This window comes from Streptomyces sp. NBC_01717 (genome assembly GCF_036248255.1).
Classification (GTDB): Bacteria; Actinomycetota; Actinomycetes; order Streptomycetales; family Streptomycetaceae; genus Streptomyces.
This window is the reverse complement of the sequence record NZ_CP109178.1, coordinates 4681963-4708098: the sequence shown is the minus strand read 5'-3', so window position 1 is coordinate 4708098 and position 26136 is coordinate 4681963. Positions and strand designations below refer to the sequence as shown.

Annotated in this window: 19 protein-coding genes and 1 pseudogene; 11 read left to right on the top strand and 9 right to left on the bottom strand. The window is 69.7% G+C overall.

Translation table 11 applies throughout. The annotated features are described in order from the left end of the window. Nucleotides 1-72 precede the first annotated feature (72 nt). Nucleotides 73-1989, bottom strand: coding sequence for a fibronectin type III domain-containing protein (locus OHB49_RS21295; RefSeq protein WP_329162217.1), 1917 nt, complete (start codon nucleotides 1987-1989; stop codon nucleotides 73-75). A 190-nt stretch (nucleotides 1990-2179) separates the two neighbouring features. Further along, entirely contained in the window at nucleotides 2180-3079 is a 900-nt protein-coding gene (locus OHB49_RS21290) for a D-alanyl-D-alanine carboxypeptidase family protein (RefSeq protein WP_329162215.1), read from the bottom strand. A gap of 173 nt (nucleotides 3080-3252) precedes the next feature. Here OHB49_RS21290 and OHB49_RS21285 point away from each other — a divergent pair, with 173 nt between their 5' ends. Together OHB49_RS21285 and OHB49_RS21280 are read left to right on the top strand one after the other, a co-directional pair. Continuing rightward, complete coding sequence (locus OHB49_RS21285; RefSeq protein WP_030930267.1) at nucleotides 3253-3927, top strand: GntR family transcriptional regulator; 675 nt, start codon at nucleotides 3253-3255, stop codon at nucleotides 3925-3927. Beyond that, the gene (locus OHB49_RS21280; RefSeq protein WP_329162213.1) at nucleotides 3924-5234 is read left to right on the top strand and encodes an MFS transporter; all 1311 of its coding nucleotides are present in this window, start codon (nucleotides 3924-3926) and stop codon (nucleotides 5232-5234) included. The genes OHB49_RS21285 and OHB49_RS21280 overlap by 4 nt, the downstream gene beginning before the upstream one ends. Nucleotides 5235-5307: 73 nt before the next feature. Here OHB49_RS21280 and OHB49_RS21275 read toward each other — a convergent pair whose 3' ends face one another. Then, nucleotides 5308-6132, bottom strand: a complete 825-nt coding sequence (locus OHB49_RS21275) for a maleylpyruvate isomerase family mycothiol-dependent enzyme (protein WP_329162212.1) — start codon at nucleotides 6130-6132, stop codon at nucleotides 5308-5310. 183 nt (nucleotides 6133-6315) lie between these two features. Here OHB49_RS21275 and OHB49_RS21270 point away from each other — a divergent pair, with 183 nt between their 5' ends. Both OHB49_RS21270 and OHB49_RS21265 read left to right on the top strand, forming a co-directional pair. Continuing rightward, nucleotides 6316-7116 carry a carbon-nitrogen family hydrolase gene (locus tag OHB49_RS21270; RefSeq protein ID WP_329162211.1) on the top strand — a complete coding sequence of 267 codons (801 nt, stop codon included), beginning with the start codon at nucleotides 6316-6318 and terminating at the stop codon, nucleotides 7114-7116. Between the two features lie 195 nt (nucleotides 7117-7311). Continuing rightward, entirely contained in the window at nucleotides 7312-9129 is a 1818-nt protein-coding gene (locus OHB49_RS21265; RefSeq protein ID WP_329162208.1) for an NHL domain-containing thioredoxin family protein, read from the top strand. A 139-nt stretch (nucleotides 9130-9268) separates the two neighbouring features. Here OHB49_RS21265 and OHB49_RS21260 read toward each other — a convergent pair whose 3' ends face one another. The 3 genes from OHB49_RS21260 to OHB49_RS21250 all read right to left on the bottom strand — a co-directional run bounded on the left by OHB49_RS21260 (nucleotide 9269) and on the right by OHB49_RS21250 (nucleotide 13023). After that, nucleotides 9269-9490 (bottom strand): DUF6458 family protein, encoded by a 222-nt coding sequence (locus tag OHB49_RS21260; protein ID WP_030972543.1) that lies wholly within the window; start codon nucleotides 9488-9490, stop codon nucleotides 9269-9271. An 87-nt stretch (nucleotides 9491-9577) separates the two neighbouring features. Continuing rightward, nucleotides 9578-10876 (bottom strand): M18 family aminopeptidase, encoded by a 1299-nt coding sequence (locus OHB49_RS21255; protein ID WP_030972545.1) that lies wholly within the window; start codon nucleotides 10874-10876, stop codon nucleotides 9578-9580. Nucleotides 10877-11196: 320 nt separating this feature from the next. Next, entirely contained in the window at nucleotides 11197-13023 is a 1827-nt protein-coding gene (locus OHB49_RS21250) for an acyl-CoA dehydrogenase (RefSeq protein ID WP_030972547.1), read from the bottom strand. Nucleotides 13024-13196: 173 nt separating this feature from the next. Here OHB49_RS21250 and OHB49_RS21245 point away from each other — a divergent pair, with 173 nt between their 5' ends. From OHB49_RS21245 to OHB49_RS21235, 3 genes are all read left to right on the top strand, one after another. Then, on the top strand, nucleotides 13197-13637 hold the full coding sequence (locus OHB49_RS21245) for an SseB family protein (RefSeq protein WP_030930244.1): 441 nt from the start codon (nucleotides 13197-13199) through the stop codon (nucleotides 13635-13637). A gap of 169 nt (nucleotides 13638-13806) precedes the next feature. Next, on the top strand, nucleotides 13807-14769 hold the full coding sequence (locus OHB49_RS21240) for a pirin family protein (RefSeq protein WP_313938310.1): 963 nt from the start codon (nucleotides 13807-13809) through the stop codon (nucleotides 14767-14769). A gap of 87 nt (nucleotides 14770-14856) precedes the next feature. After that, nucleotides 14857-15990: an AI-2E family transporter gene (locus tag OHB49_RS21235; RefSeq protein WP_329162201.1), complete on the top strand. Its 1134-nt coding sequence runs from the start codon at nucleotides 14857-14859 to the stop codon at nucleotides 15988-15990. A gap of 39 nt (nucleotides 15991-16029) precedes the next feature. Here the strand turns inward: OHB49_RS21235 and OHB49_RS21230 are convergent, their stop codons facing one another. Beyond that, nucleotides 16030-18108: an ATP-binding SpoIIE family protein phosphatase gene (locus OHB49_RS21230; protein WP_329162199.1), complete on the bottom strand. Its 2079-nt coding sequence runs from the start codon at nucleotides 18106-18108 to the stop codon at nucleotides 16030-16032. A 173-nt stretch (nucleotides 18109-18281) separates the two neighbouring features. Between OHB49_RS21230 and aspS the strand changes: the two genes are divergently transcribed. The 3 genes from aspS to OHB49_RS21215 all read left to right on the top strand — a co-directional run bounded on the left by aspS (nucleotide 18282) and on the right by OHB49_RS21215 (nucleotide 22299). Next, the gene (gene aspS / locus OHB49_RS21225) at nucleotides 18282-20099 is read left to right on the top strand and encodes an aspartate--tRNA ligase (RefSeq protein WP_329162197.1); all 1818 of its coding nucleotides are present in this window, start codon (nucleotides 18282-18284) and stop codon (nucleotides 20097-20099) included. 142 nt (nucleotides 20100-20241) lie between these two features. Beyond that, nucleotides 20242-21183 carry an intradiol ring-cleavage dioxygenase gene (locus OHB49_RS21220; protein WP_329162194.1) on the top strand — a complete coding sequence of 314 codons (942 nt, stop codon included), beginning with the start codon at nucleotides 20242-20244 and terminating at the stop codon, nucleotides 21181-21183. Between the two features lie 255 nt (nucleotides 21184-21438). Continuing rightward, on the top strand, nucleotides 21439-22299 hold the full coding sequence (locus OHB49_RS21215; protein WP_329162192.1) for a hypothetical protein: 861 nt from the start codon (nucleotides 21439-21441) through the stop codon (nucleotides 22297-22299). Nucleotides 22300-22423: 124 nt separating this feature from the next. Here the strand turns inward: OHB49_RS21215 and metG are convergent, their stop codons facing one another. Next, nucleotides 22424-24028 (bottom strand): methionine--tRNA ligase, encoded by a 1605-nt coding sequence (gene metG / locus OHB49_RS21210; RefSeq protein WP_329162190.1) that lies wholly within the window; start codon nucleotides 24026-24028, stop codon nucleotides 22424-22426. A gap of 224 nt (nucleotides 24029-24252) precedes the next feature. On the opposite strand from metG, the pseudogene OHB49_RS21205 reads away from it, so the two are divergent. After that, nucleotides 24253-24445: pseudogene (locus OHB49_RS21205) on the top strand (two-component sensor histidine kinase); the annotation flags it as partial. Here OHB49_RS21205 and OHB49_RS21200 read toward each other — a convergent pair. Continuing rightward, the gene (locus tag OHB49_RS21200) at nucleotides 24376-26103 is read right to left on the bottom strand and encodes a VWA domain-containing protein (protein ID WP_329162188.1); all 1728 of its coding nucleotides are present in this window, start codon (nucleotides 26101-26103) and stop codon (nucleotides 24376-24378) included. The pseudogene OHB49_RS21205 and the gene OHB49_RS21200 sit on opposite strands and share 70 nt — an antisense overlap. Nucleotides 26104-26136 lie beyond the last annotated feature (33 nt).

The following is a 26136-nucleotide window of genomic DNA, read 5'->3' as shown; positions in this document are numbered from 1 at the left end:
TGTGTGAGACATGAGAAAGCGGGCCTGCGCGGAGTTTCCTCCGCGCAGGCCCGCTTCTGCTGCCGGGTCAGGTCACTTGGCGGGTGCCAGGATGACCCAGGCCGCGGCGGGTGCCGCCTCGGTTCCGTCTCCGAGCACGGGCGTCACCCGGTAGAAGTGGGTGGTGCCGGCCGGAGCGGTGGCGTCCGTGTACGACACCTCCGTGACGGGTCCGGTGGTCAGCTGCTCGTAGGCGTCAGTGGCCGGGTTCCAGCGTTCGACCAGGTAGCCCGCGGCGTCCGCGACCGTGTTCCAGGACAGGTCCACCGAGGTGCCGGTGGCGCCCTTGAGCGCGGTGAGCGTGAGGGACGCGTTGGCCGGCGTCTCGACGGACGGTGTCAGATCCCGCTCGGTGACGACGGCGATCTCGGCGTCGTGAGTCGCCCGGAAGCTGGAGTTGCCGGAGGTGTCCTCGACGTCGACGAAGTAGCACCGCTCCTCGCCGTCGGGCAGCCGCTCATCCGTGTAGGACGTGGTGCCCGCGCCGAGGTACACGGACGAGACGCCGTAGCAGACCCGCTCGTCATCGCTGTCGATCAGCTCGCCGACGTACACCACGTACCGCTTGAGGTCGGGCTCGGTGTTGGCGTTCCAGTGCAGCTCGATGCCGTACTCGGTCGCCTCGGTGGCGAGCCCGGTGACCGCCGCGGGGGGTGTGGTGTCCTGCGCGAGAGTGGTGACGCCGACGGTCGCGGAAGGCAGCGACTCCTTGCCCGCGTTGTCGTACGCCTTGAAGACGTAGTGGTACGAACGACCCCCGGCCGGTGAGGTGTCGGTGCAGGTGTACTGGAGCCGCCCGTCGCCGAGCGACTTCCAGCTGGTGGTGCAGCGGACCGGGTCGGCCGAGGTGTCCACCGGGAGCGTCTCGGAGCGGTAGACGTGGAAGTCGTACACATTGCCGTCGACGGCGTGATCGGTCGTCCAGGTGAAGGTCACCCTGCTGATCCCCGGTGTCGCGACGATGTCCTTCGGCGCCGCGACCGGACGGTAGGCCGTCACGGTGGAGCTGTACGCGGAGGTGCGCCCGGCGCCATCCACGGCGGCCACCTGGTAGGTCCGCTTCTCGGAACGCTTCACCGTGGTGTCGCTGAAGGACGTGGCGGTGACGGAGCGGACCTTCTGGTCGTCGCTTTTCAGGTTGTAGCGGACCGCACCCGGGGCGGGCTGCCAGGACAGCACGATCGCGGCGTCCGTGCCCTGCGCGGTGAGACCCGCCGGAGCGGTGACGGCGACGGTGGTCACCGGCTGGTCGGTGCTGCCGGTGGAGACGTTTCCGGCCTTGTCGTAGGCGCGGACCTCGTAGTAGTACGTCTTCCCGGCCTCGGGCGGGAGACCCGCGTACGAGGTCGCGGTGGTCGTCTTGACGTGGGTGAAGGTGCTGGAGCCCTTGAGCCGGCGGTAGACCCGGTAGCCCGCGAGGTCCATCTCGTTGTTCTTCGTCCAGGTCACCTTGGCGTTGGCCGTGGCGTTGTCGAGGACCGCCTTCACGCCGACCGGGGCGAGCGGCTTGACCTTGTCGACGGTGGCCGACGTCCGCGGTGTGTAGGCGAACTTGACGTCGGCGGAGCCCGTCCAGTTGACGAAGTCGATGCGCAGGGAGTGTTTGCCCTTGGGGACGGTGACGTTGACCGTCTTCTTCTGCGTGGTGGAGACGTTCTTCCAGATGTCGACCTTGCGCACGCCGTCGACGTAGACCCGGATGCCGTCCAGGGCCGACGCGGTGAAGGTGAACGGGCCGCCGGAGCCGAAGTCCCGGGTCAGGGACCAGCGGACACCGAAGTTGTTCGTCGGTAGACCGGAGGCGGGTGCGCCGGTGCCCCAGTTCTGGTCGATCACCGAGTCGCAGTCGGTCTTCTTCGGCGTTCCGGAGAACGTGGTGTTGGCGAAGAACTGCCGCTTGAAGACGGGCGAGGCGCACGTCGTCGCCGCCGAGGCGGTCGTGGTACTCACAGCCGTGAGCAGACTGCAGGAGGTCGCGGCGACCGACAGCGCGGCGACGGTGCGCAGGCGTCTGTGAGAAATGCTGGTCAAGTCCGTGTTGCCCTTTCAGGCCGGATGGCGGGGAGGGCCCGGGTACGGGAAGGGACCCGCCGCAGTGCGCGGCAGGCCCCTCCTGGTGTCCCGGGTGCGGGATGAAGGACTACTTCTTGAAGGAGTAGTCCATGATCTTCTTCATGTCCGAGGTGCGGGCGGTCGCGCTCGTGGAGGCGAGCACGGTGCCGATGACCGTCTTGCCGTTCCGGGTCGCGGCGAAGACCAGGCAGTACTTGGCCGAAGGACCGGAACCGGTCTTCACGCCGATCGCGCCGCTGTAGCTGCTGAGCATCGTGTTGGTGTTGGACCACGACATGTAGCGGTAGCCGCCGCTCTTCGTGGTGACCTTCTGCTTGGTCGACTTGGTCTTCACGACCGCGCGGAACGTGGAGTTCTTCATCGCACTGCTGGCGATCTTCGTCAGGTCGCGCGGCGTCGAGTAGTTCGAGCCGTTCCCTATGCCGTCGAACGAGTCGAAGTGGGTGTTCTTCAGGCCGAGGGACTTGGCGGAGGCGTTCATCTTGCCGATGAACGACTTCACGCGGGCCGAGCGGGAGGTGCCGGTGCCGAACTTGTCGGCGAGGGCGTACGCGGCGTCGCAGCCGGACGGCAGCATCAGCCCGTACAGAAGCTGGCGGACGGTGACCTTGTCGCCGACGATCAGGTGGGCCGACGAGGCGCCCTTGGAGACGATGTAGTCGCTGTACGCCTTCTGGATCGTGACCTTGGAATCCAGGTTCAGGTTCTTCTGCGCCAGCACCACCTTGGCGGTCATGATCTTGGTGGTGGAACCGGTGGAGCGACGGGTGTCCGCGGCCTTCGTGAAGAGAGTCTTCGCGGTGCCGTTGTTCATCACGTAGCCGCCCTTGGCGACGATCGTGGGTGTGGGCGGCGTGGCGGCCTGCGCCGTGGCAGCGAAGACGCTGCCTGCAAGGACGGCACCCGCGGTCAGGGCCACGGTGACAGTGGCGGATACACGGTTTATGCCCTTAATGCCGATTTTCAACTTGAACGCTCCAAATGCCCCTGGAATGCGGCTACATGAAGGTGCCGCTCGGTGGTGAGACTCATGAGACGGGCGGATGGATGTGCCGATTCCCGAGGTAATTTCCGGGGCTTTACCGTCCAGATCCCGGACGCTGTCCCAGCATGCACGCATGTTGTATCTATGCTGTGTGCATGCCTGCCGCACCCCCTGCCGTGACCCGCCCGCCCGTCAAACAGCCGCCCGCCGCCGAGCGCGTCTACACCCACATCAAGCAGGCGGTGCTCGACCGCCGGTACGAGGGCGGGACGCTGCTCACCGAAGGGGACCTGGCGGAGGCCGTCGGAGTCTCCCGGACCCCGGTGCGCGAGGCACTGCTGCGGCTGGAGGTCGAAGGGCTGATCAAGCTCTACCCGAAGAAGGGGGCCCTGGTGCTCGCCGTCTCCGCGCAGGAGATCGCGGACGTGGTCGAGACCCGGCTGCTGGTCGAGGAGTTCGCCGCCCGCAAGGCCGTGCCTGCCTCGGCGAAGCTGATCTCCCGGCTGGAGGAGCTGCTCGACGAGCAGCGGCAGCACGTGGCGGCCGGCGACCTCGCAGCCGTCTCGGTCGCGGACCGCTGCTTCCACGCCGAGATCGTGCGCAACGCGGGCAACGAGATCCTCTCGCGCCTCTACGACCAGCTGCGCGACCGGCAGTTGCGGATGGGCGTCGCCGTGATGGAGGCGCACCCCGACAGGATCGCCGCCAACATCACCGAGCACGGCGAGCTGCTGGACGCGATCAGGGCCGGTGACGCGGACGGTGCCGCACAGGTCGTACGGCGCCACGTCAGCCGGGTCAAGGTGCTGGTCCGGGGTGAGGACCGGTGAGCTCTGCCGCCGCTCCCACCCTGTCCCTGCCCGGTGATCCGCCCGGCGGCCGGCGTGCCGCCCGGGTCTGGGGCATCGGTGTCGCCGTCTACTTCGTCGCGATCATCTTCCGTACGAGCCTCGGGGTCGCCGGCCTGGACGCCGCCGACCGGTTCGGCGTCAACGCGTCCGCCCTGTCGACGTTCTCCATCCTTCAACTGCTCGTCTACGCGGGCATGCAGATACCTGTCGGCCTGATGGTCGACCGGCTCGGCACCAAGAAGGTCCTCACCATCGGGGCCGTCCTGTTCACCGTCGGGCAGCTCGGCTTCGCGCTCTCCCCGTCGTACGCCACGGCGCTGGCCTCCCGTGCGCTGCTCGGCTGCGGCGACGCGATGACGTTCATCAGCGTGCTGCGGCTCGGCGCCCGCTGGTTCCCGGCCCGGCGCGGGCCGCTGATCGGTCAGATCGCCGCGCTCTTCGGCATGGCGGGCAACCTCGTCTCCACGCTCTTCATCGCCCGCGCCCTCCACGGCTTCGGCTGGACCGCCACGTTCGCGGGCAGCGCGGTCGCCGGGGTCGTGGTGCTGGTGCTGCTGCTCCTCTTCCTGAAGGACCACCCGGAGGGGCACGAACCGCCGCCCGTCGAGCACGCCGGCGGGGCGTACGTACGCAAGCAGATCGCCGCCGCGTGGCGGGAACCCGGCACCCGGCTCGGGATGTGGGTGCACTTCACCACGCAGTTCCCGGCCATGGTGTTCCTGCTGCTGTGGGGGATGCCGTTCCTGGTGGAGGCGCAGGGACTGAGCCGGTCCACCGCCGGTGAGCTGCTCACCCTGGTGGTGCTCTCCAACATGGCCGTCGGCCTCGTCTACGGGCAGGTCATCGCCCGCCACCATGCCGCGCGCGCCCCGCTGGCCCTCGGCACGGTCGCGGTGACCGCCGTCCTGTGGGCGTCGGCCATCCTGTACCCGGGCGACCATGCGCCGATGTGGCTGCTGGTCACGCTCTGCGTGGTGCTCGGCGCCTGCGGTCCCGCCTCGATGATCGGCTTCGACTTCGCGCGCCCGGCCAACCCGCCGGAGCGGCAGGGCACCGCTTCGGGGATCGTCAACATGGGCGGCTTCACCGCCTCGATGACCACCCTGTTCGCCGTCGGTGTGCTGCTCGACGCGACGGGCGACAACTACAGCATCGCCTTCGCCTCCGTCTTCGTGCTGGAGGTGTTCGGGGTCGTCCAGATTCTGCGTCTGCACGCCCGCGCCACGCTGCGGGAGCGGAACCACCATGTGATCAGCCGCGTGGAGGCCGTGCACGTGCCCGCGTGACCCCTGCGGCAGCCGGCTCGGCGGCGCGCCCGTCTCTTCACTTCACGAAAGACGGGCGCCGCCGACCGTGCTGTTACGGCGTCACGGCGAAGTTCTGCAGGATCGCCGTCGCCAGGTCCTGGTCGCCCTCGACCTTGATGCGGTCCGCGACCGCCGCCGGGCGAACCCGACCGCAGGCGAGCCGGACGTAGGTCTCCCAGTCCATCGACAGCGTCACCGCGGGCCCCAGCGAAGGTGAACCGTCCACCGAACCACGACCGTCCGCGTCGACCCTGACCGTGCGCAGGAACTCCACCGGCCCGTGCACATCGAGCACGACCGCCGAATTGGGCTGTGCACCCGCGTCCTTGGCGACCACCTTCGGCAGCGCGGCGAGCAGCGTGTCCCGGGCGATGGTGGCTCCGGGGGAGTCCAGGTTGCCGGGCGCACCCAGCGTCGTCCGCAGGTCCTGCTCGTGCACCCAGACGTCGAAGGCCCGCATCCGCAGCGCCAGTTCCAGGGTCTGCTCGGCGCCGAGCGGCGCGCGGGTCATGGTCTCCGGGTCACGGGACTCGTTCCGCAGCTGACGGGAGCGGCGGATGATCGTGTACTCCAGCTCGGAGGTCATCTCGGGTGCGGTGTGGTGGCGCCGCACGTCGACCTGCATCTCCATGTAGCGGGTGAAGTCGTTCTGTACGTGGTAGAGATCGCGCGGCAGCGTGTGGATCGGCCGCGGATCGCCGAGCTGCTCGCACTCCATGCCGATGATGTGCGAGACGATGTCGCGCACCGACCAACCGGGGCACGGTGTACGGCGGTTCCACTCCCCCTCGGCGAGCGGCTTCACCAGCTCGGCTATCGACTCGACGGAGTGGGTCCAGGCATCGGCGTAGGTCTGGAGGCTGGGATGGACGGTCACGGGACCCCTCGTGCGGTTCTGCGGTGCATGGGCTGGACTGCTGGGCGCGGTCGGCGGGCGGCGGCTGCGGGCTGCGTGGGAGGTTCGGTCGCTAAGTTACGCTGCGAGCAGGCACCCCGGCAGTGCTTTCGTGTGACGATCGTAGGCCCGTGTTGACGGCTCGAATGCCAGGACGGTGGTAGTGTGCGCGCCTCCCTCATCCAGATCGCAGTAGACCCGGACGAATCCGTCAATTCCCGCAGGGATCGCGTGGCGTCGTTGGTGTCGGACCAGCGTGGCGCCGATCTGGTGGTCCTCCCCGAACTCTGGCCGGTCGGCGCGTTCGCGTACACCGCCTTCGCCGACGAGGCCGAGCCGCTCCGCGGGCCCACCCACGACCTGATGGCGAAGGCCGCGGCCGACGCCGGAGTCTGGCTGCACGCCGGCTCCTTCGTGGAGCGCGCCGACGACGGCACGCTCTACAACACCTCGCTGGTCTTCACCCCGGAGGGCGAGCGGGCAGCCGCCTACCGAAAGATCCACCGCTTCGGCTTCGACAAGGGCGAGGCGGTGATGATGGGCGCCGGCGAGGACCTCGTGACGGTCGCCCTGCCGCAGACCACGCTCGGCCTCGCCACCTGCTACGACCTTCGCTTCCCCGAACTGTTCCGCGGCCTGGTCGACGCGGGCGCGCAGACGCTCGTCATCCCGGCGGGCTGGCCGGAGCGGCGCCGCGCCCACTGGACGCTGCTGGCCCAGGCACGCGCCGTCGAGAACCAGGCGTACGTCCTGGCCGTCGGCACCGCCGGTACCCACGCCGGGGTCGAGCAGGCCGGGCACAGCATCGCCGTCGACCCGTGGGGCGAGGTGCTCGCCGAGGCGGGCGCGGACGAGGAGGTGCTCACCGTGGAGTTCGACCCGGCTGGGGTCACCGCCACGCGGGAGCAGTTCCCGGCGCTCAAGGACCGACGGCTGGGTCTTGCCCCGCCGTCGAACGGCCGCTGACACATCGGTCGGACCGGACTCGCACCACCGTCTGGCATCCGCTGATGCATCCGTCGGACCGGGCCTCGCCCCAGCGTCGGACAGGGCCCGGTTTCACGTGAAACGTCCGGTGGGACTCCCTGGGGCGTGTGAGACCTCTGCTATGCCTGAGACCCTCCGGAATGCGGACGCACCACGGTGATGTTGACTGTTCACATGGCAACACGTACGCGCGTCAGGGCCCCCGAGCTGGTCGGCAAGGGTGGCTGGCTCAATACCGGTGACCAGCAATACACCCTCGTTGACCTGCGGGGACGCATCGTCATTCTGGATTTTTGGACGTTCTGCTGTGTGAACTGTCTGCATGTCCTCGATGAGCTGCGCGAGCTGGAGGAGAAGCACCGCGACACCGTGGTGATCATCGGCGTGCATTCGCCGAAGTTCGTCCACGAGGCCGAGCACCAGGCCGTCGTCGACGCCGTCGAGCGGTACGAGGTCCACCACCCCGTCCTCGACGACCCCGAGCTCGCCACCTGGAAGCAGTACGCCGTACGCGCCTGGCCGACGCTCGTCGTCATCGACCCCGAGGGCTATGTCGTCGCCCAGCACGCCGGCGAGGGCCATGCGCACGCCATCGAGAAGCTCGTCGAGGAGCTGGAGGCCGAGCACGCCGCGAAGGGCACGCTGCGCCGCGGCGACGGACCGTACGTGGCGCCCGAGCCCGTCGCCACGCATCTGCGCTTCCCCGGCAAGGCCCTGCTGCTGCCGGACGGCGGCTTCCTCGTCTCCGACACCACCCGCCACCGCCTCGTCGAGATCGAACGGGACGGTGAGACGGTCCGCCGTCACTTCGGCACCGGGGACCGTGGGCTCGCGGACGGCGCGCCCGACGAGGTCCGGTTCAGTGAGCCGCAGGGGCTCGCCGTGCTGCCCGACGGCCGGATCGCCGTCGCCGACACCGTCAACCACGCCATCCGCGCCCTCGACCTCACGACGGGGGTGACGACGACCCTTGCGGGCACCGGCCACCAGTGGTGGCGGGGCTCTCCGACGTCCGGTCCGGCGCGGGAGGTCGACCTCTCCTCCCCGTGGGACGTCGCCTGGTTCGCCGACCGGCTGTGGATCGCCATGGCAGGTGTCCACCAGCTGTGGTCGTACGACCCCGAGTCCGGAACCGTGCAGGTCGCCGCGGGCACGACCAACGAAGGACTTGTCGACGGTCCGGCAGACGAGGCCTGGTTCGCCCAGCCGTCCGGACTTGCCGCCTCGGCCGACGGCGAACGGCTCTGGGTCGCCGACTCGGAGACGTCCGCGCTGCGGTACGTGGACCGGGACGGGACCGTGCACACGGCCGTCGGCACCGGCCTCTTCGACTTCGGTCACCGCGACGGCGCCGCCGACCAGGCGCTCTTCCAGCACCCGCTGGGCGTGACCGCGCTGCCCGACGGGTCCGTCGCCGTCAGCGACACGTACAACCACGCCCTGCGCCGTTACGACCCCGCCACCCGCGAGGTCACCACGCTGGCCACGGATCTGCGCGAGCCGAGCGATGCCGTGGTGGTCGACGGCGATCTCGTCGTCGTCGAGTCCGCCCGGCACCGGCTGACCCGGCTGCGGCTGCCCGAGGAGGCCGTACGCGTCGCCGACCAGGCGCACCGCACCCAGCGCGCGGCCACCGAGATCGCGCCCGGCACGCTCCGGCTGGACGTGGTCTTCCAGGCGCCCGCCGGTCAGAAGCTGGACACCCGGTACGGTCCCTCGACCCGGCTGCTGGTCTCGTCGACCCCGCCCGAGCTGCTGGCGGAGGGCGCCGGCCCCGGCACGGATCTCTTCCGCGACCTGGTCCTGGCCGACGGCGTCACCGAAGGCGTCCTGCATGTGTCCGCGATGGCGGCGTCCTGTGACGACGACCCGGCGAACGAGTACCCGGCCTGCCACGTCCACCAGCAGGACTGGGGCGTCCCCGTCCGCGTGAGTGCGCAGGGGACGTCGCGGCTGCCGCTGGTGCTCGCCGGGATGGACGAGCAGGCCTGACGGGCCGACGGGTTCAGAAGTCGTCGGCGCCGTTGCGGAGCTGTCACTCCGCCCCCGGGCAATGAACTGAGATCACTGCCCGGGGGCCCGCCGAACCGACGTGAGCTGTGCCGCAACAGCAAAGAGGCCGGAATTCGGTTCAGATTCCGCGGCGCTCGTCCTCGGACACGACCGTGGTGCTGGGTGGTACGACCATCCGGCGGCGCCGAGCGATGCTCGCGTAGACGAAGACTCCGATGATGCCGACGATCATCATGATCCAGCCGACCAGGTCGACATTGACGCTGTCCATCTGCCAGTCGGTGGCGAAGGTGAGTATCGCTCCGACGGCGATGAGGATGATAAATCCTCCGAGTCCCATGGGTCACGCCTCCTCGGCGGCCCGGAGGCTCCGGGCCGTGTACGGATCGCGTACCCGGCCCGGCAACAACCATGTGCGGAAGGCGGATCAGCCCGCCAGGAACGCCGCCAGCGCGTTCGCCAGCAGATACGGGTCGTCCGCGCCGCACAGCTCACGCGCACTGTGCATCGACAGGATCGCGACGCCGATGTCCACGGTCTGGATGCCGTGCCGGGCCGCGGTGATCGGGCCGATCGTCGTGCCGCAGGGCATCGAGTTGTTGGAGACGAACGTCTGCCACGGCACGCCCGCCTTCTCGCACGCTGCCGCGAACACGGCCCGGCCGCTGCCGTCCGTCGCGTAGCGCATGTTGACGTTGACCTTGAGGATCGGCCCGCCGTTCGCCACCGGGTGGTGTGTCGGGTCGTGGCGCTCGCCGTAGTTGGGGTGGATCGCGTGACCGGTGTCGGAGGAGAGACAGACGGTCCCCGCGAAGGCCCGGGCGCGGTCCTCGTACGTGCCGCCACGGGCGAAGACGGAGCGCTCCAGCACCGTGCCGAGCAGCGGTCCGTCCGCGCCGGTGTCCGACTGCGAACCGTTCTCCTCGTGGTCGAACGCGGCCAGCACCGGGATGTACGGAATCTCGTCGTCCGGTTGTCCGGCGACGGCGGCGAGCGCGGCCGTCGCCGCGTGCACGGAGAGCAGGTTGTCCATCCGCGGCCCGGCCAGCAGTTCGCGGTCCCGGCCCAGGTAGGCCGGCGGCTCCACGGCGTGCGGCATCAGGTCCCAGCCGGTCACGTCCTCGGCGCCGACGCCCGCCTCCTCGGCGACGAACCGGATCAGGTCGCCCTCCTCGACGTCCCCGAGCCCCCAGATCGGCTGCATGTGCTTCTGCCGGTCGAGCTTGAGACCGTCGGTGTTGGCCGACCGGTCCAGATGCACGGCCAGTTGAGGAACGCGCAGCAGCGGCCGGTCGATGTTGACCAGCCGGTGCGTGCCGTCGCGCAGGCTGATCCGGCCCGCGAGGCCGAGGTCCCGGTCCAGCCAGGTGTTGAGCAGGGTGCCGCCGTACACCTCGACAGCGATCTGCCGCCAGCCGTACGACCCCGTGTCGGGCAGCGGCTTCACGCGCAGATTCGGCGAGTCGGTGTGCGCCCCGGCGATCCGGAACGGGGTGTGCGCCCCGGCGCCCTCCGGCACGTACCAGGCGATGATCGCCCCGCCGCGCAGCACGTACTTCCCACCGGTGGACGCGTCCCAGGCCGCGGTCTCCTCGACCTGCCGGAAGCCGGCCTTCTCCAGCCGCGCCGCGGCGGTGGCCACGGCGTGGTACGGGGAGGGGCTGGCCATCAGGAAGGCCATCAGGTCGTCGGTGTGGCCGCGGTCGAAGCGGAGGGGAGAACTCATGTTCTTCACTGTAACGACGATGGGCCGGGAAGAATCCGCGTACCGCCACCCCGGCCCGTACCTATCCCGCGGCCGTCACCGCCGACGGCTTCGTGCCGTCCTGCGCCTGTTGCGCGCGTTCCGCGATCACGGTGGCGAAGGGTGCCCCCCGGCGGATACGGATGCCGATCATAAGGACCGGCAAGATCGAGGTTCGAGGCGGGCAGCCTGGGTGTTTACCGGACCTGTCCTCGCCACAGGCGGCGTGACGATACGAAAGCGCCGCCACCCGAAAGCATTCGGGTGGCGGCGCCTCGTTGACCGACGCTGTGGGGCGAAGGCTAGAACGCGGCCTCGTCCAGCTCCATCAGCGAACCGTCGACCGCCTCGGCGAGCGCGCGCTCGGCCGAGACGCCCGGCAGGACGTTGGCGGCGAAGAACTTCGCCGCGGCGATCTTGCCCTGGTAGAAGGCGACATCCTTCGCGGAGGCGGTCGGCAGCTTCTCGGCCGCCACGGCCGCGCCCTTCAGCAGCAGGTAGCCGACGACGACATCGCCGGAGGCCAGGAGCAGGCGGGTGGTGTTCAGGCCGACCTTGTAGATGTTCTTGACGTCCTCGCCGGTCGCGGTGAGGTCGGTGATCATCGTGCCGACGATCGCCTCCAGGTCCACGGCCGCCTTGGCGAGCGAGTCCAGCGCACCGGACAGCTCCTCGTTGCCCTGGGCGCCGGCGAGGAACTTCTTGATCTCCTCGGACAGCGCGTTGAGCGAGGCACCCTGGTCGCGGACGATCTTCCGGAAGAAGAAGTCCTGGCCCTGGATCGCCGTGGTGCCCTCGTAGAGGGTGTCGATCTTGGCATCCCGGATGTACTGCTCGATCGGGTACTCCTGGAGGTACCCGGAGCCGCCGAACGTCTGGAGCGACTGCGCCAGCTGTTCGTACGACTTCTCGGAGCCGTAGCCCTTGACGATCGGGAGCAGCAGGTCGTTGAGGCCGTGCAGCGCCTTCGCGTCCTCGCCGGCGGCCTCCTTCTCCTGGATCGCGTCCTGGACGGAGGCGGTGTACAGCACGAGGGAGCGCATGCCCTCCGCGTACGCCTTCTGCGTCATCAGCGAGCGGCGCACGTCGGGGTGGTGCGTGATGGTGACCTTGGGCGCGGTCTTGTCCATGAAGTTCGCCAGGTCGGTGCCCTGGACCCGCTCCTTGGCGTACTCCAGCGCGTTCAGGTACCCCGTCGAGAGGGTGGCGATGGCCTTCGTGCCGACCATCATCCGGGCGAACTCGATGATGCGGAACATCTGGCGGATGCCGTCGTGCTTGTCGCCGATCAGCCAGCCCTTGGCGGGGTGCTGGTCGCCGAACGTCATCTCGCACGTGTTGGACGCCTTGAGGCCCATCTTGTGCTCGACGTTCGTCGCGTACACGCCGTTGCGCTCGCCCAGTTCACCGGTGGTCCAGTCGAAGTGGAACTTCGGGACCATGAAGAGCGACAGACCCTTCGTGCCCGGACCCGCGCCCTCGGGGCGGGCCAGCACGTAGTGAATGATGTTCTCGGACATGTCGTGCTCGCCCGAGGTGATGAAGCGCTTCACACCCTCGATGTGCCAGGAGCCGTCCTCCTGCTCGACGGCCTTCGTGCGGCCCGCGCCGACGTCCGAACCGGCGTCCGGCTCGGTCAGCACCATCGTCGAGCCCCACTGCTTCTCGACGGCGATCTCGGCGATCTTCTTCTGCGCCTCGTTGCCCTCATCGAAGAGGATGCCGGCGAACGCCGGGCCCGAGGAGTACATCCAGATGGCCGGGTTCGAGCCGAGCAGCAGCTCCGCGTAGGACCAGATCAGGGAGCGCGGGGAGGTCGTGCCGCCGATCTCCTCGGGCAGGCCCAGGCGCCAGTACTCGGAGTCCATGAACGCCTGGTACGACTTCTTGAACGTCTCCGGGACCGGCGCCGTGTTGGTCTCCGGGTCGAAGACCGGCGGGTTGCGGTCGGCGTCGGCGAAGGAATCGGCCAGCTCGTTCTCCGCGAGGCGGGCGACCTCGTCGAGGATGCTCTTCGCCGTCTCGACGTCCATCTCGGCGAACGGGCCGGTGCCGTACAGCTTGTCGCGCCCGAGGACCTCGAAGAGGTTGAACTCGATGTCGCGGAGATTCGACTTGTAGTGCCCCATGGGAAGGCTCCGTAATCAATAGCAGTGGCGCGCAGCGCCCCGGTCAAGGGGTGAGGGCCGGGCGGGCGACGAGCTGGCGGTAGGCATATCAGCTGACCTCCCAGATGATGCTACCCGTGAGTAATAAGACGCAACCCCTCGAGGGGTGGATGTGTCCCATTACTCTTTGGGGTATGTACGGCTACGACCAGAACCAGGGTGCACAGCAGCAGATGGGTGGCGGCTACGGCGAGCAGCCGCTGTATCCCGAACCCTCGCCGCCCTCCCTCGGTGACGCGGTACGGGCCTTCACCACCGGATCCCTGTCCGCCGAGGACTTCCAGCAGATCTTCGCGACCTCGAAGGTCTACTGCCCGCGCGGCGACAACCCCGGCTTCCTCGCCCTGCACAACACCCAGCAGCCGGTGATCCCCATGTTCACCACGCTCAAGGAGCTGCGGCTGTACGCAGGCAAGGAGTCCAAGTACTTCGTGATCACCGGCGCCGAGGTGATCGATCTGCTGCCCACCGGCTACGGCTTCGTCCTCGACATGGAGGGCGAGCACCGCATGGTCTTCGACGCCAAGGCCGTGGAGCAGATGGTCGACTTCGCGATGCGCCGCATGTACGGCTAGACCATCGCCGCAGACGGCTGACCGCCGGCCTTCCGACGCCAGGAGGGGCCCGTACCGCTGAGGTACGGGCCCCTCCTGCTGCATGCGACGCGCCGGGAATGCGGAGCCCCTTGCGAGATGTTCACTGTTCAACTAAATTGAAGCCAGAACAATCCCGGAGGTGGCTCCCATGCCCGCAGTGACCGTCGAAAATCCACTGACCCTGCCCAAGGTCGCCGCCTCGGGCGACGCCACGGCCCGTCCCGTGCTCGCCGTCACCACGGCGCCGAGCGGATTCGAGGGCGAAGGCTTCCCGGTTCGCCGCGCGTTCGCCGGGATCAACTACAAGTACCTCGACCCGTTCATCATGATGGACCAGATGGGCGAGGTGGAGTACGCGCCGGGCGAGCCCAAGGGCACTCCCTGGCACCCCCACCGCGGCTTCGAGACCGTCACGTACATCATCGACGGCACCTTCATCCACCAGGACAGCAACGGCGGCGGCGGCACCATCCGCAACGGTGACACCCAGTGGATGACGGCCGGATCCGGCCTCCTCCACATCGAGGCCCCGCCGGAGTCCCTCGTCATGTCGGGCGGTCTCTTCCACGGCCTCCAGCTCTGGGTGAACCTGCCCAAGGCCGACAAGATGATGGCTCCCCGCTACCAGGACATCCGCGGCGGCCAGGTCCAGCTCCTCGCCTCCCCGGACGGCGGCGCGCTGCTCCGCGTCATCGCCGGTGAGCTCGACGGTCACGAGGGCCCGGGCGTCACCCACACCCCGATCACGATGGTCCACGCCACCGTGCGCCCCGGCGCCGAGGTGACCCTGCCGTGGCGCGAGGACTTCAACGGACTCGCGTACGTGATGGCCGGCCGCGGCACGGTCGGTGAGGAGCGCCGCCCCGTCCACATGGGGCAGACCGCGGTCTTCGGCGCCGGATCCTCGTTGACCGTCCGCGCGGACGAGAAGCAGGACGGCAACACCCCGGACCTGGAGGTCGTGCTGCTCGGCGGCCGTCCGATCCGGGAGCCGATGGCGCACTACGGGCCGTTCGTCATGAACAGCCAGGCCGAACTGAAGCAGGCGTTCGAGGACTTCCAGGCCGGCCGTCTCGGCACCGTGCCCGCGGTCCACGGCATGGGTGAGTGACCCTGCGGCAAGAGCCGCGCTGACGGTCCGTCACCCGTACGGCCGTGCAGGCGGGACATGACCGCCGCACCGTGATCGGGTGGGAGGGTGCATACCCAAAAGCCCCTCCTGCCCGACGCCGCGCGGCGGACAGCGGCGTGGTGCGCCGTAATTCTGCTGGTCACCGGTGTCGCCGCGGTCGCGATCTGGTTGTGCATCGTCTTCAAGACCGCGGTCACACCCGTCCTGCTCGCCCTGCTCGGTACGGCGTTGCTCGGCCCCGTCCACCGCTGGCTGGCCGACCACCGGGTGAACCGATCGGTGGCCGCCGGGCTCACCTGCGCGCTGCTCGTCGCGGTGGGCGGCGGCGCCGGGTACATCGTCGTCACCGCGCTCATCGACACCGGCGGCCAGATCGTCCAGTCGCTGAAGGACGCCGGTCAGTGGGTCATCGACCACTTCGGGTTCGCGCGCGACATCAATGTGGACGACCTGGCCGCCAACGCGCAGAAGCTCGTCGAGAAGTTCGGCGCAAGCGCCGCGGGCGGGCTGCTGACCGGGATCAGCCTGGTCGGCTCACTGATCGCGACCGGCGTCCTCGCCCTGCTGCTGACCTTCTTCTTCCTGCGCGACTCCGACCGGGCCGTGGACCTTGCCCACACCGTCGCCCCGCGCGGCACCGGTGAGCTGGTCGAGGCGATGGGGCGGCGGGCCTTCGAGGCCGTCGAGGGCTTCATGCGCGGCACCACGTTCATCGCGCTGATCGATGCCGTCTGCATCACCGTCGGCCTGCTGATCCTGCGGGTGCCGGGCGCGGTGGGGCTCGGGGCGCTGGTCTTCGTCGGCGCGTACATCCCGTACCTCGGCGCGTTCCTCTCGGGCGCTGTCGCCATCCTGGTCGCGTTGGCGGACCGGGGAGTCGTGATCGCGCTCTGGGCGCTCGGAGTGGTGCTCGCGGTCCAGGTGCTGGAGGGGCACGTGCTTCAGCCGGTGATCCAGAGCCGTACGGTCCAGATGCACCCGGCCATGATCATGATCGCGCTGACCGCGGGGGCGAGCGTGGCGGGCCTGCTGGGGATGCTGCTGGCGGTACCGGCGTGCGCCGCGGCCTTCGGCGTCCTCGGCGAACTCCGCAAGGGCTACAGCCCCGACCCGAACCCACCGCCCCCCTCCACCCCACCCGACCCGGCGACACCGCCGGACACACCACCACCCGGCACATCGAGCCCGCCCGGCGATTGAGGGCGGAGCGGCCACCGGACGCACCCGGGCGCCCCGCCCCTACGACTCGTGCAGCTCGAACCAGATCGACTTGCCCGCCCCGCGCGGATCCACCCCCCACGCGTCGGCCAGCACCTCCATCAGCACCAGGCCCCGCCCGCTGGAAGCCATCTCGCCCGGCTGCCGCTTGTGCGGCAGTTCGTCGCTGCCGTCCGCCACCTCCACCCGCAGCCGCCGTTCGCCCCGCTCCCCGGTGGCCTCGGCGACCATCAGAGCGTCGCCGTCCGTGTGGACCAGGACGTTCGTGGTCATCTCGGAGACCATCAGCACGGCCGCGTCGATCTGTTCCGGGTCCTCCCAGTCGTGCAGCAGTTCGCGCAGCTGCTGCCGGGCGGCCGAGATCCGCTCAGGTTCGGCCTGGGCGATGGTCATCGCGGTGCGGCGCGGCGCCGTCCGCGGCATGGCGCCGGCCTCGCGACGCAGCACGAGCACCGCGACGTCGTCCTCGCGGCGGTCGGCCAGCGGGCCCGTCGTGTAGTGCGATGTCGGACCGTGCACAGCCTGCACCAGTTCGTCGGCGAGCTTCTCGAGGTCACCGCACTGCTGCTCCAGGACCGGTCGGAGCCGGTCCCAGCCGGTGGCCATGTCGTGGCCGCCGGTCTCGATCAGTCCGTCCGTGCACAGCATGATCGTTTCGCCGGTCTCCAGGACGAGCTGGGTCGTCGGATAGTCGGCGTCGGTCTCGACACCGAGCGGCAGCCCGCCGCCGGTCTGCCGGATCACCGCGGTCCCGTCGCTGCTGATCACCACCGGGTCGGGGTGACCGGCCCGGGCGATGTCGAGCGTGCCGGTCTCCGGGTCCACCTCCGCGTACAGACAGGTCGCGAACCGCGGGCCGGTCTCCTCCCCGTCGTCGTACGCGTCGGTGAGCCCGGAGAGGAACCGGGAGGCACGGGAGAGCACCGCGTCCGGGCGGTGCCCCTCGGAGGCGTACGCGCGCAGAGCGATCCGCAACTGGCCCATCAGCCCGGCCGCCCGCACGTCATGGCCCTGGACGTCGCCGATGACGAGGGCGATACGGCCGTTGGGGAGCGGGATCATGTCGTACCAGTCGCCGCCCACCTGGAGCCCGCCACCGGTCGGCACATACCGGGCGGCGACCGTCATGCCGGGGATCTCGGGGCCCAGGGTCGGCATCATCGACCGCTGGAGCCCCTGCGACAGCTCCCGCTCGGTCTCGGCCTCCCCGGCCCGTGCCAGGGCCTGGGCGAGCATCCGGGCGACCGTCGTCAGCACCGAACGTTCGTCCGGCGAGAACGACACCGGGTGCCGGAATCCCGCCATCCAGGCACCCATCGTGCGGCCCGACACGATCAGCGGCAGGAAGGCCCAGGAGCGGCGCCCGAAGCGGCTGGCCAGCGGCCAGGTGGCCGGGAAGCGGCGGTGGTACTCCTCGGGCGAGGGGAGATAGATCGCCCGCCCGGTCCGTACGACCTGGGCGGCCGGGTAGTCGGTCTCCAGTGGCATGTCGTTGAACGGGTTCTCGTCGCCCTTGTTGTGCCCGTGGTGGCCGATGATCGTCAGCCGCTCGCCCGCGACACCGAAGACGGCGAGCCCGTCCGGTGAGAACCCGGGCATGGAGAGCGAGGCGGCGACCCGCAACACCTCCGCCGTGGAACGGGCCTCGGCCAGCGCCCGCCCCGCGTCCAGCAGGAACGCCTCGCGGGACCGGCGCCAGTCCCCGGTGATGGGGGTGTGCGCCCCGGTGGTGCCCGGCTGCGGTTCGGCGACCTCCTGGAGGGTGCCGACCAGTACGTAGCTCTCGCTGGCGGCCGATGCGACCGGCAGCGGTTTGGAGCGGCTGCGTACGGTACGCAGCACCCGGCCGCCCCCGTCCACGATCCGCAGCCGCGCCTCGGCCAGGGTGCCCTCGGCGAGTGCGAGGTTCACCACCCCGTAGATCTCGTTCCAGTCGACCGGGTGGAAACGCGCGCGCACCGCGGCCTCGCGGAAGACGCCGGCCTCGGCCGGGAGCTCGAGCAGCCGGGCCGCCTCCGCGTCGAGCGTGACCGAACCGGCTCCGTGGTCCCAGCGCCACAGGCCGGTCGCCGTCGCGGCCAGGACTTCCTCGGTGCGCATTGCCCCACTTTATGAAGATGTGCTCGGCCGACGCCACCGAGGGCGGCCGTCGGCGGGTGGTCCTGACCTCGCTGGATGATCTTGAAGTAACTATGACAATGAAGTCGTGGGGGTGCGGGCGGTAGCCTGGGGAGGCTGAATCCACCCCAACCGCGAAGACTGGATGAACGACGATGCATCGGTACAGGTCCCACACCTGCGGCGAGCTCCGCGCCTCTGACGTCGGCACCGACGTCCGGCTGAGCGGCTGGCTGCACAATCGTCGAGACCTGGGCGGCATCCTCTTCATCGATCTGCGCGACCACTACGGTCTCGTGCAGCTCGTCGCCCGCCCCGGCACGCCCGGCAACGAAGCCCTGTCGAAGCTCACCAAGGAGACCGTCGTCCGGATCGACGGCAAGGTCTCCGCACGTGGCGCCGACAACGTGAACCCGGACCTCCCGACCGGCGAGATCGAGATCGAGGTCACCGAGGTCGAGGTGCTGGGCGAGGCCGCCCCGCTGCCCTTCACGATCAACACCGACGACGGGGTCAACGAGGAGCGGCGTCTGGAGTACCGCTTCCTCGACCTGCGCCGTGAGCGCATGCACCGCAACATCATGCTGCGCTCCGCCGTCATCGCCTCGATCCGCTCGAAGATGGTGGCTCTCGGCTTCAACGAGATGGCGACCCCGATCCTCACCGCGACCTCTCCCGAGGGCGCCCGTGACTTCGTCGTCCCGTCCCGGCTGAACCCCGGCAAGTTCTACGCGCTGCCGCAGGCCCCGCAGCAGTTCAAGCAGCTGCTGATGATCTCGGGCTTCGACCGCTACTTCCAGATCGCGCCGTGCTTCCGCGACGAGGACGCCCGCGCCGACCGCTCGCCGGGCGAGTTCTACCAGCTCGACGTCGAGATGTCGTTCGTCGAGCAGGAGGACGTCTTCCAGCCGATCGAGAAGCTGATGACCGAGCTCTTCGAGGAGTTCGGCAACGGCCGCCACGTCACGTCGCCTTTCCCGCGGATCCCGTTCCGCGAGTCGATGCTGAAGTACGGCAACGACAAGCCCGACCTGCGCGCCAAGCTGGAGCTCGTCGACATCTCCGACGTCTTCGCCGGCTCGGAGTTCAAGGCGTTCGCCGGCAAGCACGTCCGCGCTCTTCCGGTGCCGGACACCGCGGGCCAGTCCCGTAAGTTCTTCGACGGCCTCGGTGAGTACGCCGTCGAGCAGGGCGCCAAGGGCCTCGCCTGGGTCCGCGTCGGCGAGGACGGCACTCTCGCCGGTCCGATCGCCAAGTTCCTCACCGAGACGGACATCAAGACCCTCACCGAGCGTCTGTCGCTCGTCCCGGGCCATGCCGTCTTCTTCGGTGCCGGCGAGTTCGACGAGGTCTCCAAGATCATGTCGGCCGTCCGGGTCGAGGCCGCCAAGCGCGCCGGCCACTTCGAGGAGGGCGTCTTCCGGTTCTGCTGGGTCGTCGACTTCCCGATGTACGAGAAGGACGAGGAGACCGGCAGGATCGACTTCTCGCACAACCCGTTCTCCATGCCTCAGGGCGGCCTGGAGGACCTGGAGACGAAGGACCCGCTGGACATCCTTGCCTGGCAGTACGACATCGTCTGCAACGGCATCGAGCTGTCCTCCGGCGCCATCCGTAACCACGAGCCCGAGCTGATGATCAAGGCGTTCGAGATCGCCGGTTACGACCGTGAGACCGTCGAGCACGAGTTCGCGGGCATGCTCCGCGCGTTCCGTCTCGGCGCCCCGCCGCACGGTGGCATCGCCCCCGGTGTCGACCGCATCGTGATGCTGCTGGCCGACGAGCCGAACATCCGCGAGACGATCGCCTTCCCGCTCAACGGCAACGCGCAGGACCTGATGATGGGCGCGCCGACCGTGCTGGACGAGGCGCGGCTGCGCGAGCTGAACATCCAGCTCCGCAAGCCCGCCGCGACGGCGAAGGAGAAGGCCGAGGCCAAGGACTCGGTAGCGAGGGACACCGGCGCGAAGTAAGCGTCAGCGGTTCCGCTTCTGTTCCACGTGAAACAGCCCCTGGCCGTCGGGCAGGGGCTGTTCCGCGTCGTGGCTGCCCTCCACAGCAACGCACAGCTGACACACACGCCCCTGCCAGCTCCCCTGCCTAGTCTCACTTCGCATGACAGAGACTCAAGGACCCGCACACAAGAAAGACATGACGCGTCGCCGGATGGTGTTCGCCGGTGGCGCGGCGATCGTGGCCGCCGGGATCGGGGCGGGCGTGGTCGCCGGTGCCTCGGCCGACGAGGTCACGAGCAGTGGCAGTGGGAAGAAGTCCGCCGCCGGGCAAGGTGAGGAGTGCTACCGGCTGACCTCGGAGACCACCGAGGGCCCGTACTACATCGACGCCGACAAGATCCGGAAGGACATCACCGAGGACAAGGAGGGCATCCCGATGACCCTCCGCCTCAAGGTGATCGACTCGGACACCTGCAAGCCCGTGAGCCGGGCGGCCGTCGACATCTGGCACTGTGATGCGCTGGGCATCTACTCCGGTTACGAGTCGATGAGTTCCGGTGGCCCCGGCGGTGGCGGCACTCCGCCGAGCGGGGCTCCGACGGATGCCCCGACCGGCACCCCCACCGACGCCCCGACGGGTACGCCCCCGTCCGGCGGGCCCGGTGGCGGCGGTGGCGGACACTCGGAGCCCACCGACGACGAGCGCTATCTGCGTGGTACCCAGCTCACCGACAAGCACGGCTATGTGGAGTTCAAGACGATCTTCCCGGGCTGGTACCAGGGCCGTTGTGTGCACATCCACACCAAGGTGCACGTCGGCGGGAAGATGACCGACGCCGGGTACGAGGGCGGACGCACCTGTCACACCGGTCAGTTCTTCTTCTCGGAGTCCGCGGTGCTCGACTCGGCGAAGATCGCGCCGTACTCGACCAGCACCACCACGCGTACGACCCTCACCGAGGACACCATCTACGACCAGAGCGGTGTCACGGGCGGGCTGATGAAGCTCTCGTACCGCAAGAACCACATGGCGCGTGGCGTCGTCGGTTCGATCACGATGGGCGTGGACCCGGACGAGACGCACGACGGCACGGACCTCTGAGGCTCCGTTCCCCCGCCGAGGGGACGGGCCCGGAATCGCCACGACAGGGCGCGGTTCCGGGCCCTTTCCCATGCGTGCGCGGTCACATCGGACAGCAGGACACGCCCGGGATGACAGGTCGCACCGGATCGGATGCGGCCGTATGGCCGCTTTGTCTGATTAATCGTCGGTCGGCTCGGCAAAGACTGGCTCGGGGACTTTGGTGCGGGGATCTCTGTCCCCGCTGCCCTCGACGCCGACTGCTAGGAGCCCCCCGTGCCTGTTCTCGAACCCGTGCCCCGTCCCGGCCCTCGCGCGTCCCGACGTCCCCCGTACACGGTCTGTGCGGCACTCCTCCTCCTGCTGCTGACCGGGTGCGCCGCGGCAGGTACGGCACCCGGACCGGGAGGTACAGCACCCGGACCCGCCGCCGTGCGCACCGGCGCCCACGCGCCCACCGGCAACGCCGGCGCCCACGCGCCCACCGGCGCGGCGGGCCCAGGGGCCGCTGCCGCGCGTGGGCCGGCCGCCCCGACCGCGCCCCGCGAGATCCGGATGCTGGGGCAGATGGTCAGGTCCGCGATCCCTGCCGAGTCCCGGCAAGCGCTCGTCGTCACCGGGAACTCCCCCGACTCCAGCGAGGCCACGGCCGTCCTCTACACCCGCGACGACCCCGCGGTGGGCTGGGAGCCGGCCGCCGGCCCGTGGCCCGCCCACAACGCCCTGTACGGCTGGACCGACGAGCACCGGGTGAACGACCTCCGGACCCCCATCGGTGTCTACGGGCTGACGGCCGCGGGCGGTCTGTTCGAAGCGCCGGGCACCGAGCTGCCTTATGTACAGAGTCCGGCCTTCACGGCGAGCGGCGAAGGGTTCGACGGAGAGTCCCTGGAGGGGTCGTTCGACTACGTCATCGCCATCGATTACAACCGTGTCCCCGGCGCGTCCCCGCTGGACCCGACCCGTCCGCTCGGCGAGGAGCGGGGTGGCGGCATCTGGCTCCATGTCGACCACGGCGGGCCGACCCAGGGCTGCATCTCGCTTCCCGAGGACCGGATGGAGGAGCTGCTGCGCATCCTCGACCCGGCAAAGCTTCCGGTGATCGTGATGGGTGACGGCGCGGCGCTGGCCCGCTGACCGGACGTCACGTATGTGGGTTGCCCCCACACACGCATACGGGAGGGGCCCGGACCGTCACCGGTCCGGGCCCCTCATCTGCGTACCGAGCCCTGTGTGGGCCTCCGCGTACCGAGCCGTGGTCCTACGCGGGCTTCTCCTCCAGGCGCGGGAACAGCACCGCACCCTTCGTCACCGTCGCGCCCGCCGGCAGCTTCCCCCAGCCGCCCGCGTCCTGCACGCGCTGGTCGGGCAGCGCGCCCAGGGACTCCTCGGCGCCCAGCGACTCCCACAGCTTCTGCGAGGTCTCCGGCATCACGGCGCTCAGCAGGACCGCGACACCGCGCAGCGCCTCGGCGGCCGTGTACAGGATCGTCGCGAGCCGGGCCTGGCCCTCGGGCGACTCGTCCTTGGCTACCTTCCAGGGCTCCTGCTCCGTGATGTAGCCGTTGACCTGCTTCACGAACTCGAAGATCGCCAGGATGCCGGCCTGGAAGTCCAGCTCATCGCCGATCTTCCGGTCGGCGGTGGCGACGGCCTTCGCGAGACCCTCCTGGACCGCCTTCTCGGCCTCGCCGGGGGCGGTGGCCTCCGGGAGCGCCCCGCCGAAGTACTTGCCGACCATGGCGGCGACGCGCGAGGCGAGGTTGCCGTAGTCGTTGGCGAGCTCGGAGGTGTAGCGGGCGGTGAAGTCCTCCCAGGAGAACGAGCCGTCGTTGCCGTACGCGATCGCCCGCAGGAAGTACCAGCGGTACGCGTCCACGCCGAAGTGCGAGGTCAGGTCCTGCGGCTTGATGCCGGTCAGGTTCGACTTCGACATCTTCTCGCCGCCGACCATCAGCCAGCCATTGGCCACGACCTTGCCGGGCAGCGGCAGGCCCTGCGCCATCAGCATCGCGGGCCAGATGACGGAGTGGAAGCGGAGGATGTCCTTGCCGATCAGGTGCACATCGGCCGGGAACGTCCCGTCGAACTTCTCCTGGTTGGCGCCGTAGCCGACCGCCGTCGCGTAGTTGAGCAGCGCGTCGACCCACACGTAGATGACGTGCTTCTCGTCCCACGGCACCGGGATGCCCCAGTCGAAGGTCGAGCGCGAGATCGACAGGTCCTGCAGGCCCTGCCTGACGAAGTTCACGACCTCGTTGCGGGCCGACTCGGGCTGGATGAAGCCGGGGTTGTTCGCGTAGAACTCCAGCAGCTTCGGGCCGTACTCGCTCAGCTTGAAGAAGTAGTTCTCCTCCTTGAGGATCTCCACCGGCTTCTTGTGGACCGGGCACAGCTTCGTGCCGTCCTCCGCCTCGATGAGGTCGCCGGGGAGCTTGTACTCCTCGCAGCCCACGCAGTACGGGCCTTCGTACCCGCCCTTGTAGATCTCGCCCTTGTCGTACAGGTCCTGCACGAACTCCTGCACACGGTCCGTGTGCCGCTTCTCCGTCGTACGGATGAAGTCGTCGTTCGCGATGTTCAGGTGCTCCCAGAGGGGCTTCCAGGCCTCCTCGACGAGCTTGTCGCACCATTCCTGCGGGGTGACGTTGTTCGCCTCGGCAGTGCGCATGATCTTCTGACCGTGCTCGTCCGTGCCGGTGAGGTACCACACCTTCTCGCCACGCTGGCGGTGCCAGCGGGTGAGCACGTCGCCTGCGACGGTCGTGTAGGCGTGGCCCAGGTGAGGAGCGTCGTTGACGTAGTAAATGGGGGTCGAGACGTAGTACGCCGTCGCCCCCTGCTTCTCGGATCCAGTGGCCGCCATGGTCGAAATCCTAACGGCCCCTGGGTGATCCACTCACACCGATAAACGCCGCCGCCCCTTCCGGTGGCCATGGCCGGTCCGGGGTGGGAGCGGAGATCCTCGAGGAACTCCTCGTCACGGGGGCTGCGCCGGGCGGGAAACGCCCGCCGGAGAGGCGCGGCGGCTCGACACGGTGCGGGGCGTCGCGTCCCGGGACGACCTGGAGCTGGACCTGCCGCCGTACGGGGTCGGGGCCCGGCCTTTCGATCGTACGTTCTGTAGCGGTGGTGCCCGGCGGCACGGTCACGGCGGTGCCTGCCCGAGGGCGGGCTCGCCGTGACCGTACGTCTGCCGGTCGACCTGCCTGGTCAGCCGTTGTCGGCGGCGGTCTCGCGGGCCACGAGCCAGGCGGGGAGCGCGGCGAGGATCTCCTGGTAGAGCGTGGCGTCGGGCACCTCGCTCGGGGCGGGGCCGGCGTGGAAGAACGCGGCGTTCGGGGCGTCCAGCTTCCGGAGGAAGTCGAAGCCCTTCGCGTCCTCGTCGCCGAACGCGACGAACTGGAAGAACAGCGGAAGCCGTGCCGCCTCGGCGAGCGCCTGCTTGGCGGGCTGCTTGGCGTCCGGCGGTCCGTCCGTCTGGAAGATCACCAGGGCGGGGCCGGTGGCCTCCGACTTCTCGTAGTGCGCAACGACCTCCTCGACGGCGCGGTGGTAGCTCGTACGGCCCAGGCGGCCGAGCCCCGCGTGCAGTTCGTCGATCCGGCCCTTGTGGTCGGTGAGGCCGACCGTGCCGGTGCCGTCGATGTCGGTCGAGAAGAAGACGACGGGCACGGTGGCGTTCTCGTCGAGGTGCGCGGCGAGGGCGAGCGTGCGGTCGCCCAGGTGCTGGGCGCTGCCGTCCTTGTAGAACGGCCGCATCGAGCCGGAGCGGTCGAGCACCAGGTACACGGTGGCCCGAAGCCCGCTCAGCCCGTGCGTCTTCAGCCCGGCCTGGGCCGCCTTGTAGGCGTCGACGAGCGCGGGGGCGTCGCCCTCGACCTGAGCGAGGGCGACGGCGGGGGCCTCGGCGACCTCTGCGGGTGCGGATGCCTCGGGGGCGGGCGCCTCGGTGATCTCTGCCGGTGCGGGCTCGGAGTCCGGCTCGGACGGCAAGGCGTCGGCGACCGGCGCGGCGTCGGCTGCCGCGACGACTGGCTCGACGACGACGACCGGCTCGGGCTCGGTGGCGACCTCGGCGGCGGGGGCCGGCTCCAGGACCTGGGCGACCGCAGCCTCGGGCTCGGCGATGACGGGTTCCGCCTCGGCCTTGACCTCGGCCGGCGCGGGCTCGGCCTCGACCTCGGCGGCCGGTGCGGTCTCGGCCTTCGGCTCGGTGGTGGCCGGTTCTGCTTCGACCTCGGTCTCGGCCTTCGGCTCGGTGGTGGCCGGTTCTGCTTCGACCTCGGTCTCGGCCTTCGGCTCGGTGGCGGCCGGTTCTGCTTCGACCTCGGTCTCGGCCTCCGGCTCGGCGGTGGCCGGTTCTGCCTCGACCTCGACCTCGACCTCGACCGGTGCGGGCTCGACCTCGGTCTCGGCGGACGGTGCGGTCTCGGCCTCCGGCTCGGTGGTGGCCGGTTCCGGCTCGACCTCGACCTCGGCCGGCGCGATCTCGGCCTCGACCTCGGCCGTGGCCGGCGCTACCTCCACCTCGGCTTCGGCCGCAGCCGACACCGGCTCCACCTCGGTCGCAGCCGGCTCAGCCTTCGCCGCGGCCTCGGCCACGACGCGCTTCGAGGCCGAGCCCTGGGGCGGGACCGTGTGGGTGGGCTTCGGGCTGGGTGCGGAGGCCTTGTCGAAGGCCTCCGCCACCAGGTCCGTCGCCAGGCCGCTGTCGCCCGAGAGGGTCCGGGGCGACGCGGGGGCGGGTACCGAGACCTTTGCGGCCGACGCGGGTTCGACTGCCGGTGCGGTCTCGGCCACCGGCTCGTCCACCGCGACCGACTCCGACTCCGTGGGCCGGGTGCGCTCCGTCTGGGGCGGGACCGTGGCCGTCGTCGGCTCGTCCTGCTCCGTACGGTCGCGGCCGAACACCTTGCGCAGCAAGCTCCGAATGCCCATGGGCGAGGCCTTTCGCATGAGTTGAGTGCGATG

Coding starts and splice junctions, on each gene's coding strand:
- OHB49_RS21285 (WP_030930267.1), top strand. CDS start 3,253: ATGCCTGCCGCACCCCCTGCCGTGACCCGCCCGCCCGTCAAACAGCCG.
- OHB49_RS21265 (WP_329162208.1), top strand. CDS start 7,312: ATGGCAACACGTACGCGCGTCAGGGCCCCCGAGCTGGTCGGCAAGGGT.
- OHB49_RS21260 (WP_030972543.1), bottom strand. CDS start 9,490: ATGGGACTCGGAGGATTTATCATCCTCATCGCCGTCGGAGCGATACTC.
- OHB49_RS21255 (WP_030972545.1), bottom strand. CDS start 10,876: ATGAGTTCTCCCCTCCGCTTCGACCGCGGCCACACCGACGACCTGATG.
- OHB49_RS21250 (WP_030972547.1), bottom strand. CDS start 13,023: ATGGGGCACTACAAGTCGAATCTCCGCGACATCGAGTTCAACCTCTTC.
- OHB49_RS21245 (WP_030930244.1), top strand. CDS start 13,197: ATGTACGGCTACGACCAGAACCAGGGTGCACAGCAGCAGATGGGTGGC.
- OHB49_RS21240 (WP_313938310.1), top strand. CDS start 13,807: ATGCCCGCAGTGACCGTCGAAAATCCACTGACCCTGCCCAAGGTCGCC.
- OHB49_RS21230 (WP_329162199.1), bottom strand. CDS start 18,108: ATGCGCACCGAGGAAGTCCTGGCCGCGACGGCGACCGGCCTGTGGCGC.
- aspS (WP_329162197.1), top strand. CDS start 18,282: ATGCATCGGTACAGGTCCCACACCTGCGGCGAGCTCCGCGCCTCTGAC.
- OHB49_RS21220 (WP_329162194.1), top strand. CDS start 20,242: ATGACAGAGACTCAAGGACCCGCACACAAGAAAGACATGACGCGTCGC.
- metG (WP_329162190.1), bottom strand. CDS start 24,028: ATGGCGGCCACTGGATCCGAGAAGCAGGGGGCGACGGCGTACTACGTC.
- OHB49_RS21200 (WP_329162188.1), bottom strand. CDS start 26,103: ATGGGCATTCGGAGCTTGCTGCGCAAGGTGTTCGGCCGCGACCGTACG.